The organism is Steroidobacter agaridevorans (assembly GCF_009932555.1).
In the GTDB taxonomy this organism is placed as follows: Bacteria; Pseudomonadota; Gammaproteobacteria; order Steroidobacterales; family Steroidobacteraceae; genus Steroidobacter; species Steroidobacter agaridevorans.
Genome location: NZ_BLJO01000008.1, coordinates 226,154 through 239,707, shown reverse-complemented (window position 1 = coordinate 239,707; position 13,554 = coordinate 226,154). Strand labels below are relative to the sequence as shown.

11 protein-coding genes are annotated in these 13,554 nt (G+C 63.1%); 2 read left to right on the top strand and 9 right to left on the bottom strand.

Annotation, left to right across the window (positions count from 1 at the left end; all coding sequences use genetic code 11):
• Position 1: 1 nt before the first annotated feature.
• From GYH35_RS26815 to GYH35_RS26775, 9 genes are all read right to left on the bottom strand, one after another.
• Positions 2-1,090, bottom strand: a complete 1,089-nt coding sequence (locus GYH35_RS26815) for an efflux RND transporter periplasmic adaptor subunit (RefSeq protein WP_161813287.1) — start codon at positions 1,088-1,090, stop codon at positions 2-4.
• 126 nt (positions 1,091-1,216) lie between these two features.
• A complete protein-coding gene (locus tag GYH35_RS26810; protein WP_161830013.1) occupies positions 1,217-1,798 on the bottom strand; it encodes an NADPH-dependent FMN reductase in 582 nt (193 codons plus the stop codon).
• Positions 1,799-1,845: 47 nt separating this feature from the next.
• A complete protein-coding gene (locus GYH35_RS26805) occupies positions 1,846-3,636 on the bottom strand; it encodes a sensor histidine kinase (RefSeq protein ID WP_161830012.1) in 1,791 nt (596 codons plus the stop codon).
• A gap of 134 nt (positions 3,637-3,770) precedes the next feature.
• A complete protein-coding gene (locus tag GYH35_RS26800; RefSeq protein WP_161830011.1) occupies positions 3,771-5,051 on the bottom strand; it encodes a sugar MFS transporter in 1,281 nt (426 codons plus the stop codon).
• 126 nt (positions 5,052-5,177) lie between these two features.
• Complete coding sequence (locus GYH35_RS26795) at positions 5,178-6,929, bottom strand: DUF885 domain-containing protein (RefSeq protein WP_161830010.1); 1,752 nt, start codon at positions 6,927-6,929, stop codon at positions 5,178-5,180.
• Between the two features lie 32 nt (positions 6,930-6,961).
• Positions 6,962-7,681 (bottom strand): hypothetical protein, encoded by a 720-nt coding sequence (locus GYH35_RS26790; protein ID WP_161830009.1) that lies wholly within the window; start codon positions 7,679-7,681, stop codon positions 6,962-6,964.
• A gap of 240 nt (positions 7,682-7,921) precedes the next feature.
• Complete coding sequence (locus GYH35_RS26785) at positions 7,922-9,490, bottom strand: FAD-dependent oxidoreductase (protein WP_202624748.1); 1,569 nt, start codon at positions 9,488-9,490, stop codon at positions 7,922-7,924.
• Positions 9,491-9,510: 20 nt separating this feature from the next.
• On the bottom strand, positions 9,511-9,807 hold the full coding sequence (locus tag GYH35_RS26780) for a (2Fe-2S)-binding protein (RefSeq protein ID WP_202624746.1): 297 nt from the start codon (positions 9,805-9,807) through the stop codon (positions 9,511-9,513).
• Positions 9,808-9,873: 66 nt separating this feature from the next.
• Positions 9,874-11,070, bottom strand: a complete 1,197-nt coding sequence (locus GYH35_RS26775) for an NAD(P)/FAD-dependent oxidoreductase (RefSeq protein ID WP_161830006.1) — start codon at positions 11,068-11,070, stop codon at positions 9,874-9,876.
• A 139-nt stretch (positions 11,071-11,209) separates the two neighbouring features.
• On the opposite strand from GYH35_RS26775, the gene GYH35_RS26770 reads away from it, so the two are divergent.
• Together GYH35_RS26770 and GYH35_RS26765 are read left to right on the top strand one after the other, a co-directional pair.
• Positions 11,210-12,112, top strand: a complete 903-nt coding sequence (locus tag GYH35_RS26770; protein WP_161813278.1) for a LysR family transcriptional regulator — start codon at positions 11,210-11,212, stop codon at positions 12,110-12,112.
• A gap of 136 nt (positions 12,113-12,248) precedes the next feature.
• The gene (locus GYH35_RS26765; protein ID WP_161830005.1) at positions 12,249-13,535 is read left to right on the top strand and encodes an MFS transporter; all 1,287 of its coding nucleotides are present in this window, start codon (positions 12,249-12,251) and stop codon (positions 13,533-13,535) included.
• Positions 13,536-13,554: the final 19 nt, after the last annotated feature.

The window sequence follows — 13,554 nt, the reverse complement described above, 5'->3', positions numbered from 1 at the left end:
CTTAGGAACTCGTCTTCTGCTCGGCCTGCGCCTGTTGTCCCTGCTCGCGCACTGGCCCGCCATCACGCAGATTCTGCGTGCCTTCGATCACCACGCGCTCATGCTCCTTCAACCCTTCGACGATCTCGACCACGCCCGGACGGCGCTTGCCTAGTTTCACTTCGCGACGCGTCGCCTCGCCGTTCTCGACCACGAACACGAACACGCGGCCCTGCTCCGGCACGATCGCGCTTTCCGAGACCAGCAATGCCGGCGACACCTCGCCCTGCAGCTTCACCGTCATGAACATGCCGGGACGCAGCTCGCCCTTGGCATTGGGCAGCTCGGCGCGCACGGCAATGGAGCGGCTCACCGGATCGACTCGCGAATCGATCTGGCTGACCTTGCCGTTGAACTCGCGCCCCGGCAGGCCGGCCGTGGTCGCGGTCACCGGCAGGCCCTTCGCCAAGGCATACAAATAAGTTTCGGCGACGGTGAAGTCGAGCTTGATGACGGACGTGTCGTCGAGCGTGGTGATCACCGTGCCGGGGCTCACCAGGCTGCCGACGCTGACGCGACGAAAGCCGGTCTTGCCGTCGAAGCTGGCGCGAATGATGGTGTCCGCGAGGCGCGCCTTCGCCACATCGACGCGCGCCTGATTGCCCTTCAAGGTCGCTTCGATCAGGTCGAGCTGCGACACCGACAACGCCTGCTGCGTGTACAGGTCGCGGCTGCGCTTGAAGTTGTTCTGACTTTCCGCCAGCGCAGCTTCGGCTTCCGCCAGCGAGGCGCGGGCTTCGGCGCCGTCGAGCTCGACGAGCACATCGCCCTTGCGGACCCGATCGCCCTCTTCGAAACGAATCGCGGTGATGGTGTTGGAAGCTTTGGAGGTGACTTCGACAGACTCGTTGGCGCGCGCGGTGCCGACCGCTTCGATCTCCACTCCCAGCGGCTGAATCTTCGCTTCGGCGCTGATGACGTCGATGGTCTGCGGCCCGACGACCTTGCCCGGCCCGGCCTGTTGACGCGAGCAGCCCGCGGCCGCGATCAGAAGCATCGCGCACAGGGCCCACTGCGAGGGGGTGGGATGGCGGGGGCGTCGATCTGGCATGAAAGCTCTATCCGTTAGACCTATAACTAGATGACACCGCTGGCGGTGGCATGCAAACGCGCCATGGTAACCCGCTGCCCCGATGGCCCGGGCTAACTGATAAACCTTTAATGGACGTCAGTAATCTTATGCGGCGAAACGTGACGCGAAGCTGACGACTTGCTGAGCAAGCAGCTCGAACTGGGTCTGGATCCGCTCGTCCATACATAAACCGGACGGATCGAATAACGGCATCGCGGTGTTCAGGGTTACCCCGAGCGGCGTCGGCCAGCCGCGCAAGGCATGCACGATGGTGCGCACCGAAGTCAGTGTCGTCCCGGCCCCTTGCCAGCCATATGCCGTCACGATGCAGCCCACCGCCCGCCCATCCAGGTACGGCCGGGGCTCATCTCGCAGGTCCTCGAGCAGATCGATGGCGTTCTTCATCAGCCCCGACATGCCGGCGTGATAGGCGGGCGTGGCGAGAATCAGGCCGTCGGCGTCGCGGACCGTGGCCACGAAGCGCTGTTGCTCCGGCGTTCGGGCGGTCTCTTCCGGGGAGTACAGCGGCAGGCAGGCCAGGGCCGTGCCGGGGATGAGCTGTACTTCCGCGCCCAGGCGCTGAGCCGCCGCGAGGCACGCCGCCAGCGCTTTCTCGGTCGACGAGCCGGCCTTGGTGGTGCCGCCGATACCGACGATACGAAGACGCGGAGCGGAAGGATTCGGCATCGAGGCGAGGGCTCCAGGAACGGGAGCCTCACCATAACACCCGACTCTTATTCTTTGTTGGTGACCGCCGCTGCCGGCAGGGTGAAACGGAAAATCGTGCCGCGGCTGGGCTCGCTGTCCACCGTGATCTTGCCGCCATAACGGCGCACGATGCGGGCGACGATCGCAAGGCCGATGCCCACGCCCGGAAATTCCGACGGGCTGTGCAATCGCTGAAACGGCTCGAACAAACGCTGCGCGCGTGACATATCGAAACCGGCGCCATTGTCTCGCACCGAGAACACGATGCCGCCGGTGGCTTGCGTGCAGCTCACTTCGACGCGCGCGTTCGGTATGCGGCTGGTGTACTTCCAGGCGTTGCCCAGCAGGTTGCCCAACAGGCTCTTCATCAAGCGCGGGTCGGCGTTCACCATGAGGTTCGGCTCGATCATGCACTCGACCTTGTGTCTCGGATATTGCTGGCGCAGATCCTCTACGACGTTTCGAGCCAGCGCCGAAATGTCGACCCGCTCGTTCAACAATTCCTGGCGCGACACGCGCGCCAGCGACAACAAGCCGTCGATGATTTCGGAGGAGCGTGTGACGTTGGACTGAATGCGATCGATACGTTGCGTGATCACATCGGTCATCCCTCTACCGATGTCGTCACGGAGCAGGCCCGCCTGGCCCGCAATCGTTCCCAGCGGCGAGCGCAGATCGTGAGACGCCGACGCCGTGAACGCTTCCAACTCTTCATTGGTGAGCGCCAGCTGTTGATTCGCTTCCTGCAACTCGTTGGTGCGCGCGGCCACGCGACTCTCCAGCTCGGCATTGAGCTGACCCAGATTGGTGTTGGCCTTCTCCAGCCGGTTGATGAAATGCCGGAGCAGCACCGTCATCGCGATAAACAAGATGGAGATGCCGACCAGCACGATCGTCAGGCCGCGCGTGCGCTCGTGCCACTGATACAGAATGGCTTCTTTCTCGCGGCTCGCCGACACCGCCAGCCGATAACCGCCGAGACGGCGGATGGCATACACCCACGTGCCGGTTGCGAACGGGCTCGGCGCTTCGACGAAGCCGCCCTCTTCCGACAACTGCACACTGCCGCGATAAACGTCGCTATCGCGGACGTTGATCTGTTTGGTGTGCGCCAGCGTCGGCGTCGGCACTCGTAATAACAAATCGCCGGCGGTGGACGTGACACTCAACGCCCCGCCACGGATCGCCATGGTTTCGTACAACTGGTCGAGCGCATCGACGCCGAGCAATGCGCCGGCCCACACCGTGGCGCCAGTGCTGTCGACGGTGCGGATCGCGATGGGGAATGCGCGCTGCGCCGATTCGATGGGATCTTCGATCGTGCGGCCGATGAATACGCCGCGCGTATCCTCGATCGCCGGCTGTATCCAGCCCGGCGGCGCATCGAGCGTTTGCGTGTCACGATTGCGAACGGCTGCGACGAATTTATTTGGCGTCATCACGAACAGCGCGCGAACGTATTCGCCGCTGCTGAGCTCACGCGCCAGCAACTGAGCGGCCGTCGTCGATGGAATTTCCGTCATTCCGCCGTTGGCGTCGATCGCCTGCGCAGCGGTCCGCGCCGCGCCCAGGCTGTCGTTCAAGACCGCCTGCAAATGAACGTACATGCCGGCGGCGAGGGCGCTCAGCTCGTGACGGGCGGATTCGAGCGTTTCGGCTTTGTCGCTATAGACCCGCCAGGAGGCGTAGCTCCACAGCGCCACAAGAATGAGAACAGCTTGCGCGACCACCGCTCGTTTCACGAGCATCGGGAGTGCGCCGTCGATGAATCCTCGCTGATGCGTGCTTCCTGCTACGCGCTGCCAGTTGTCCGTCATGAGTTGCCCGTGCGGGATCTTCTTCGCGCCGGCAGTCTCTCACGCGAGGACCGGCGCCCGCCACTGAGATGCAGCGGTTACCGGTCCTCGAAGCCGATCTGACACTCAAGGAATTGTCAGGCTTGTGAGCGAGGTCACATATTGGCCCGCGCGCCGCTCGCCGGAATTTCCGCATCGGGCACGCTGCGGACGATGTGACCTTTGAGTCCGTAGAACACGATGTAGGCGTAGCAGACCGCGGGTACGAAGAACGATGCGAGCAGGCCGATGGTGTCGGCGAAGTATCCCTGGATCACCGGCACGATGGCGCCGCCGACGATGGCCATGCACAGCACGCCCGAGCCTTCGCCGGTGTGACGGCCGAGCTTCGCAACGCCGAGCGTGAAGATGGTCGGGAACATGATCGAGTTGAACAGGCCGATGGCCAGCACGGCCCACATCGCCGTCCTGCCGGCCATGCTCATCGCGATCAGCAGCAGCGCGATCGCGCAGGCCGCGTTGAACGCCAGCACGTGGCCCGGCCTGATCTTGCGAAGCACGACGGCGCCGATGAAGCGGCCGACCATCGCTCCGCCCCAATACAGCGACAGGTACCGGCCGGCGGTGCTTTCATTCAGTCCGCCGACGTCCGGCTGCGACATGAAATTCACCAGCAAGCTGCCGATCGCAACCTCCGCGCCCACGTACATGAAGATGGCAACCGCCCCGAGCACCAGGTGCGAGTGCTTCCACACGCTGGGGACATTGTGATCGTCCGCCGCCGAAGTCGTCGCATCCGTGCCCTTCACCACCGGCAGCTTGAACTGCGAGAACACGATGGCGATCAGGAACAACAGCGCCGCCAGCACCAGGTACGGGCCCTGCACGGTCTGGATTTCCTTTGCCGTATCGACCGCCGTGCCCGCGGTGACAGCCGCCGACAGAATGAACATCGAGCCCAGGAACGGACCGACTGTCGTGCCCAGCGAATTGAAGGCCTGCGTGAGATTCAGGCGGCTGGCCGCGGTGTCGCTCGGCCCGAGGATGGTGACATACGGATTCGCGGCGACCTGAAGCAGCGTGATGCCGGACGCCAGCACGAATAACGCCGCCAGGAACAGCGGATACGACTGCATCGAGGCTGCCGGATAGAAGCCCAGACACGCCACACCGGCCGTCGAGAGCCCGATGATGATGCCGCGCCGGTAGCCCAACTTCTCCACCAGGTAGCCCGAGGGCACCGACATCACGAAGTACGCGCCGAAAAAGCTGAACTGAATCAGCATGGCCTGCACGTAACTCAACGTGAAAATGGCCTTGAGATGCGGGATCAGGATGTCGTTCAGCGAGGTAATGAACCCCCACATGAAGAACAGGGAGGTCAGCACCACCAGTGCAGGCAGGTAGCTCGGCTGTGCGCCGCTATTCGAATTCATTCTCTATCCCCCGGTTTGCTTCCGTTGCCGTCGGTCTAAGGTGACAACGTTGTCAGCATGCCAGAGAGATGGGCCCGGGCGAAAGGGGGCGGATCGGTTGATATCGCTAACTTGGGGTTTTGACGTTCATGAGCCGCCCGCCTTCGCCTCGGCGGCCTTCTGAGCGAATAGCGACTCGCGGACCAGCGCCGGCGGAATGGAGCCGACGCTCAACAGTCGGTCGTAGAACTCGCTCGGCGGATCTGGCTCGCCATATTGCTTGATGTAGTCGGCGCGGATCTGCTCGATCTCCTGCATGCCGATCAGATAACCGAGCACATAGGTCGGCCGCTCGATGTACATGTTCACGTCGAGGCCGGCCGCGTAACGATCGAAGCGGACCTTTTCGGATAAGAAAGTCACCGCGTCGTCGAAGCTCATGCGGCCGGTGTGCAAGCTTACGTCGAGGATCACGCGGGCCGCGCGCCACAAACGATTGCGCAGCTGAGTGAGGCGGACGTCATCGCCTTGCAGGAAGCCCTGCTCGAACATCATCTCTTCGGTGAACAGTCCCCAGCCCTCGGACATGATGGACTCGCGGACGATCTTGCGAAGCAGCCGCGGGCTTTGCTGACGCTTCAGCCCATCGACATGATGGCCGGGATACGCCTCGTGCACGGCAATAATCGGAATCCATGCCGTGTGATGCGAACGCAGCCGGTCTTCGCGTTGCTGCGCCGTCATCCAGTCTTCGATGGGCGTCAGCACCAGCTTGCCTTCCAGATCTTTGCCGAACGGATCGACCGACTGGAACGTGCCGAACGGGGACGAACGCCGCATGGCCGGCGGCGTATCGATGGTGATCACGCGCTCGCCGGGCGGCAACGTGACGATGTGCTTCTCGATTACGAACGCCTTGGCGGCGTCGATCTTGGCCTGATACGCCTGCTTGATGCCGTCCGCCGTCGGATGATCGTCCTTGAGCTTCTCGTACACCTCGGTCCAGTGCTTGGCCTTCGGATCGATCCGCTTCGCGACCTCCTGCGCCAACGCTTCAGTTTCCTCGAATGCCTTCTGGCCACGGGCGAGGATGGCGTCGGCATCGGCGTTCATCATCCAGCGGTGTTGCAGAACGTAGTCGTAGTTCTCTTTGCCGAAGACCCACGATCCGGTCGAGCGCGACAGCAGATCGTCCTTCAGAAATTTCAAATAATCGTCGAGGGCAGCCAGCGCCGTCTTCGTGGCGGCATTCAAAGATTCCTTAGCATCGCCCGCCTGTGCAGCCAGTGTCGGCGCGCTCTCGCGCAGCAGCTTGATCGTGCCTTCGGTCTTGAAGATCGCCGACTCGGTAAACGTGCGCGGCGGCGTTTTCAGATTGCGTCGGGCGTGGTCCAGTCGCGCCGGCAAGTCGTTCAGCACCGCCGTCAGTGATGTCGCGCGCTCCTGCGGCGTGCCCGGCGCCGTCGGTTCGAGCCCACGCCCGATCTCCGGCGCAGGGACATACAACGCCGGATCGTTCTCCCAGATGCGCCGCGCCTCGGCGGTGTGGATCGAGGAATCCAGCAAGCCGATCATCAAGCGCCGATCGATATCCTGGTCGAGCGACAGGCCGTCTTTGCTCACGTGCCGGACCTTTTCCAGCAACTGCCGTCGCACGTCGATTTCCTGTTGGAACCCGGCGGCGGATACGTCGCGCCGCCCGCCCATCTCTTCCTCTTCGAGCCTTTCGATCTGCGCGTACTGCTGAATCAACGGTTCGAGCGCGGCCGCCGACGCCGATGGGCCGGTCGCCGCCGGCGCTTCTTCTTTGCGCGAACAGCCGGACAGTGCGCTTAACGCCAAGGCCGCGCCGATCAGACCGACCCAGCGAGTGGCGCTCATCGAATAACTGCGTGTCATGTTGAGAATCTTCGGATCGCGGAATGCCGAGTTTACTTCCTGGCCACCACCTGGAAAGCACGGCCATCGGCGAGCGCGAAGGTCTTGCCATCGAACGTCGCTTTCAGGCTCGCATCGCGGCGATGGGTCGCCTTCGTCGGCGTCGCTTCCGACCAGCGAATGACCTGCAGATCGTAGGCCGAGCCTTTGCGCTGGAACTTGCCGAAGCCGGTCACCACCGCCCGTTCATCGCCGGCTACCAGCACGAAGTGATCGTCGACCAGCGCGAGCAAGCCGTCCTGCAATTTGTAGATGTCGCCCTGCGCCGGACCGATGCGCTTGAATTTCTGCACCGTGCCGGAGCCGAACACGATGGTCATCGTGTCGCCGGCGCGATCGACTGAGATGTCGTGTTGAGTGTCGCGCCGGAACTTCAGCGCGGGATCTTTGCCGGGCGTGATGCTGATTGTCTGCTCGGCGGTCATGTGAACGCCTCTCGGACCGGCGCTGAAGGGACCGGCATGCGCCATGGCGCCCTGTGCGTCGAACGGCTCGCCGTCGAAGATGGATTGCTGAGCGAACAGCCCGTCCTTGTAGAGGATGACGCCGGTGAGCGGCATCACCTGCCCAGTGCCGCTGGCCAGCAAGGTCGTGTAGGCCCACAGACCTTCCACCGCTTTGACCGCATCCGCGTTGTCGGCCCGCGCGTTGTTTAGCGCCAGCGCCGCGAACACCCAGACGAACGCAAACAAATGCCGCCAACGTCGGTCCATATGCGCCTCGTTCACTCATCAAACGCGATCGTTCGGACATCCTTGTCGCCGCCTGCGACAGCGGTCGCATATCGATGTGCTGCCATCGCCTCGGCTCGGGACAGCTCATCAATACGGCCAGTCTCGAAGTAACCCGGTCGGGACAGTGCTGCACCTGTGGTCCGAATTCAATTACAGCGGCTGCGCGCGTTCGTTGCCTCAGCTGCAACGTGCAAGGCCGTGGGCTCATTGCTCCCGGCGTTACATACGAGGACGTGGCGAAGTAATGCGCTCGCGAGTAAGTGCGGCGAGCGGCACGGGCTTCACTGGCGCTTGTGCCTGAAATGGCCCAACTTCGTCGGGCTGCACGCCGCGCGCATCGGCGATCACGCGCGCGACGTTGTCGCCGCAGAGTCGGCCTTGGCACAAGCCCATGCCGACCCTGGTCAGCAGCTTGGCGGCATCGGCGGAGAGCACATGTTTGTTGTCTGCTAGCGCCCGTTGCAACTCGCCCCGTTGGATGGACTCGCAGCGACACAGGAGGGTGTCGTCGCTCATTGTTTGTAATGCGAGACCCGCAGGAGGTTGCGCAAGCTGCTGAAGCACGGCGGCGAATCTCTGCAAATGTGACAAACGTTTCCTCGCGTTCGACGCCAGACTGCGCGCGCGATTGTCATCGAGGCGACCGAGTGAGCGCAGGATGCCCACCGCCGCGATGCGACCTTTTTCCAGCGCCGCGTCGGCGCCATCGACGCTGGTGATTTCGCCAGCCACGAACAGGTTCTTGATGCTCGATTCGAGCCAGTCATCGTGACGAGCCAGCCAGCCGCCGGCGTGATCCTTCCAATGCATGTCGGCGCCGGCCTGACGCGCCAGTTCGGATGAGGCGAGAAAGCCGTGGCAGACGCCGATGCGGTCGCATTCGAACACATGGGTTTTGTGATGATCGATCGTGCCGCTTGGATTGATCTCAGCGATCGTCGCTTTCTCCACGGCGTGGGCGCCGTCTGCACGCACAATGGTGTGGCCGAAGATGACCGGCACACCGGCTCGGCGCAGTCTGCGCAGGATGTGAGATGTTTCTAGTAATTGCCGATGATGTCTGAGCGCCACGAACGGATGGCGCAACATGCGCAAGGCTTGTTGCTTTCGCTGCGTGAAGACAACGGCTGCCACCTGCGCTCCCGCAGTCAGCAGCTGATCGGCGACGACCAGCTGTAATGGATGGCTGCCCGCAAGCACGAAACGATTGCCCGGCACGAATTGCTGGCTCTTCACGAACCCCTGAATCGCCCCAGCCCCCATCACGCCCGGCAGCGTCCAGCCCGGAAACGCCAGCGGACGCTCGTAACAGCCCGGAGCGAGGAGCACCGCGTTAGCACGGAGCAAATAACACCCCGACGGCCCTTGGATCCACAGCTCGTGCGCACCACCACCAAGCTTCTGGTCCGGACCAGCGACGCTGGTTTGTCTTTCCATGTGGCTGCGGACGGCCGCTGATTCCGGGCCGGCGGCGCCGGACGCGTCCGCACGCAGTGTTCGATACGCCGACGGCCGCAAGATTCCGAGCACCGTCGATTGGAATCGCCAATCGATATCCTGCTGCTCGCTCACCGCATGCAACGCGGCCTTCACGCGGTCGTACAGCTTCGCCGGCAGCCAATGAGCCACAGAGAAATTCTTCGGCGGCTGACGGAGGATCTGGCCACCGGCTCTCGGCTGCTCATCGATGACAGTCACACCGACGCCGTGCTCGCGAAGCACAGCCGCGGCAGCAAGGCCGGACGGGCCAGCGCCAATGATGGCAACATCGCAAGTCGCATCACTCACTTGCTGATCGCTCGCGCCCATCAGCGTCCTTCCGGCACGACGACACGCAACCCAGCGCGCACCGGCGTCAAACAAGCCCGAACGCGCGATGAAACCCTGCCGCCCTCTTCCACTTCGACCAAGCAGTCGAAACAAACACCCATGTTGCAAAAAGGCGTACGCAATCGCCCAAAACTGTCTCGCGACGTCGCAAGCACCCCAGCAGCAATCAGCGCAGTCAGCACGGACTCACCTTCGTACGCCTCGACCGCCTTGCCATTAACGAAGATGCTTACGGGCGACGGCCTCACAACGCCAACGGTAATGCGCTTACTCACGTTTGCTCCCGCACACCGTGGTGTACGCCGCATGACAAAGCAATTGACGAAGCTGCCTTCGGCTCATCACACCGACGCCATGAAATTATTGATGTGACTGAACCGCGCCGGACTATACAAGTCGATGCTCACCGAGGGCCGCCCCTCCAGAATCAACTCACTCACCAGCCGCGCATACGTGGGCCCATGCGTAAACGCCGCGCCGCCCGCAGCAACGAAGAACCCCGGCGCCTCCGGCACTGCGCCGAGCAGCGGCATCTGATCCGTCGTGATCCCAGTAATCCCCGTCCACGAACGTAACAAATGCAACCCGCCAATCGCCGGCACAAGCCGCGCAGCCAACGTCAGATTCGCCATCACATTCTCGACCACAGGATCAGCGCGCCGCTGCGTGCTCATCGCTGAACCCTCGCGCGAGAACCGACTCGGCCAGCCACCGCCTACCAAAACATTCCCCGCCGCAACTTGCTTGAGCGTCAGCCGCTGACTCGCGTGCTGCACGAGATGCGGAATCAGAGGCGCAGCGCGCTCGATGACATTCATCGACAAGGGCACCGCAAAGATCGGCAAGTGCAAATGCGCGAGCGCGCCAATCTCACCAGCCCACGCACCAGCCGCATTGAGCACAGCATCCGCAATCACTTCTCGAGCACGGCCGGATCGATCGACCACAGTGACAACCCACTGCGCACCATCGCGCATGAGCCCCGTCACTCGAGTCTGCGACTGAATGGTCACCCCCAGTTCTTCCGCGCGACGAGCAAACGCCGGCGCGACCAGCCGGGGGTTCGCATGGCCTTCGTGCGGAAAGTAACCGGCGGCAATGACGCTCTCAGCCAGGTACGGAGCCATCCGCCGGACCTCCGCGGCCGACAGCAGCTGAGACGCCAGTCCCCATTTCTCCTGCAGCGCCTGCCTCCTTTCCAGCAGCGCCACATCAGCATCCGACTCAGCCACGATCAAGCCGCCATGCATGCCGACTTCGAGGTCGGCCCGCAGCTCGGCTTCCAGCCCGCGCCAGTCTTCGAGCGCGACCAGACTCAGCGGAATGATCTGGGCGAACTGCGCAGCCAATTCGTCGCCATAGCGAATCAGCCGGTACTCGAGCTGAAAGTGCAGCGAGCCGGCATTGCGGCCGGAAGCTTCGCGATTCAGATCGCCCTGCTCGACCAACAGCACGCCAGCCCCGCGCCGGGCCAGGTAATACGCCGCCGCGCAGCCCACCAGGCCGCCGCCGAGCACCACCACGTTGACGGGTTTCATTGTTCTTCAGGGCTCCGAACCGACCGTCCAGCCGGTTCGCTGGCGATCGGGGGGATAAGTTTGGAGCTGATTGAATCCGGGCGCGACCTCAACATAGACTCGACTTCGTTGCGTTTACTGCAAGTATCGGGGAGAACGCATGCACGGGGAAATTCGACTGCGCTATTTGTACGAGGCAGCGCGGCTCGGGACGATGCGGGCGGCCAGCGATGAGCTGAATGTCGCGACCTCGTCCATCAGCCGGCAGATCGCCGCGCTCGAGAAGGAACTGGGCATGCGGTTGATCGAGGGCGGACGCCGCAAGATCAAGCTGACCGAAGCGGGCAACGCCGCCTTCGCTTATTACCGCGAGATGCAGGCTCACGAAGAGGTGTTCCTGTCGCGGGTCGCCGAGTTGCGAAGCATTCGCAGCGGCACCATCAACCTCGCGGTCGGCGAGGCTTTCATCAGCGACGCCTTCAGTGAAGTCCTGCAGGAGTTCATGCGCCGCTATCCGGGGCTGACGGTGCGCGTGAAGATGAGCGGCACCAACGACGCGGTCGCCCTGGTGCGCGAGGACGAGGCCCACTTCGGGCTCATCTTCGATGTGCCCAAAGACCCGAAAGTCCGCGCGCGACTAACGCTGTCACAACCGCTGAAGGCCATCGTCCATCCCAGGCATGAGCTGGCCGGCCGCAAGAGCGTGAAGCTGGCCGAGCTCAAACAGTACAGCATCGGCCTGCCGGAAGATTCGTTCCGCATCCGCCAGATCGTGCGCGAGGCCGAACATGCCGAAGCCGTGTTCCTCGAGCCGGGGTTGATCGCGAACTCGATGATGCTGCTGAAGGACTTCGCCAAGTGCGGCCGCGGCCTCACATTCCTGCCGGAGTTCCTGGCGCAGCCGCAGCTGAGCGAAGGCAAATTGATCGCGATCCCCATCGAGAACCCGGTGATGAACTCGACCCGCATCAGCCTGATCACGCGCACCGGCCGGCAAGTGCCGAACGGCGTGTATCGATTGATGCTGCGGATCGAGGCGCACCTGAAGAGCTTGATTGCGTAATTAAAAGAGCGACTCGGGCATCCTGCCACTCGCGCTCAGGCGCAGAGAGCAAAAGGCGCGACTTTTGCTCCTGCGCTCGCCGCCTGCGGCGGCGGGCACATCCATGTGCCTGGGGTGGCTCTAGACACAAACACTGGTGAAAAAGATTCCCAACTTTCGCTGGGTGATCGTGCTGCTGCTGTTCGCGGCCACCGCGATCAGTTATGTCGATCGCCAGGTGCTGACCGTGCTCGCGCCGACGTTGCGCGATCAGCTGCAGATCAGCAACACGGGTTACGCATCGATTCTCACGGCGTTCCTGCTCGCGTACACGTTCATGCAGCCGGTGACGGGCTGGCTGATCGATCGCATCGGCACGCGCCTGGGATTCGCGCTCATCATGGCTTGGTGGTCACTCGCTGCCGGACTACACGCGATCGCCGGCAGCGTCGCCTCCTTCGCCGTCTTTCGTTTCTTGTTGGGCGCCGGCGAGGCGGGCAGCTGGGCCGCGTGCGTCAAAGCGGTTTCCGAATGGTTTCCGCAAAAGGAACGGGGCTTCGCGACGGGACTCTGGAGCGCCGGTGTCAGCGCGGGCCTGGTGATCTCAGTCCCCATCGTCGCGTGGATCAATCTCACGTTGGGCTGGCGCTGGGCCTTCATTCTCACAGGGCTCGTCGGCCTCGTGTGGCTCGCGGCGTGGATGTGGCTCTATCGTTTGCCTCGCGCACATCCGGCCGTCACCGATGAAGAGCTGCATCACATCGGTGAGGACGCGGCCGCGCCTGCCAAGCGCACTCCCTACATGAGCCTGCTCCGATCTCGCAACGTCTGGGCCGTGATCGGCGCGCGTGTGCTCGCAGATCCGTGGGTCTGGTTCTACTACTTCTGGATTCCCGAATATCTCACTCGCAGCGCCGGCTTCACTGCGGCGGATATCGGCAAGTACGCGTGGATCCCGTTCGCCGCGCAAGGCGTGGGCATCGTGCTAGGCGGCGCGTTCTCCGATTTGTTATGCCGGCGCGGCTTGGGCGTCATTTCCGCGCGCCTCACAGTGATGCTGATCGGAATGTTGCTGATGACGGCCGGCATCGCTGCGGCCTTCGAACTGAGCATCACGATCATTTTCGCCGGCATCAGCACGGCGATGCTGGGCTTCGGGCTGTGGGCGCCGAATATGATGTCGTTGTGCGCCGATGCTTTTCCGCGCGACTCGGTCGGCTCGGTGGTGGGCTTGGGCGGGATGGGCGCCGGAGCCGGTGGCATGGTGTTCACCATGGCCACCGGCTGGACACTCGATCATTATGGTTACGCACCAGTCTTTCTTGCGGCTGGTGCTATTCCCCTGTTGGCCTTCGCCGTGCTTTTTACTCTCCTAGAGAGACCGAAAGCAAGTGCCGCGAATCCGATCAAGCCGGTGAGGCTTCGCGACAACGCAGGACTTTGAGAATGACTCGCACTGGCGC

Bases quoted from the DNA above. Each gene is read 5' to 3' on its own strand.
- GYH35_RS26795 (WP_161830010.1), bottom strand. From the start codon at position 6,929: ATGACACGCAGTTATTCGATGAGCGCCACTCGCTGGGTCGGTCTGATC.
- GYH35_RS26790 (WP_161830009.1), bottom strand. From the start codon at position 7,681: ATGGACCGACGTTGGCGGCATTTGTTTGCGTTCGTCTGGGTGTTCGCG.
- GYH35_RS26770 (WP_161813278.1), top strand. From the start codon at position 11,210: ATGCACGGGGAAATTCGACTGCGCTATTTGTACGAGGCAGCGCGGCTC.
- GYH35_RS26800 (WP_161830011.1), bottom strand. From the start codon at position 5,051: ATGAATTCGAATAGCGGCGCACAGCCGAGCTACCTGCCTGCACTGGTG.
- GYH35_RS26810 (WP_161830013.1), bottom strand. From the start codon at position 1,798: ATGCCGAATCCTTCCGCTCCGCGTCTTCGTATCGTCGGTATCGGCGGC.
- GYH35_RS26775 (WP_161830006.1), bottom strand. From the start codon at position 11,070: ATGAAACCCGTCAACGTGGTGGTGCTCGGCGGCGGCCTGGTGGGCTGC.
- GYH35_RS26805 (WP_161830012.1), bottom strand. From the start codon at position 3,636: ATGACGGACAACTGGCAGCGCGTAGCAGGAAGCACGCATCAGCGAGGA.
- GYH35_RS26815 (WP_161813287.1), bottom strand. From the start codon at position 1,090: ATGCCAGATCGACGCCCCCGCCATCCCACCCCCTCGCAGTGGGCCCTG.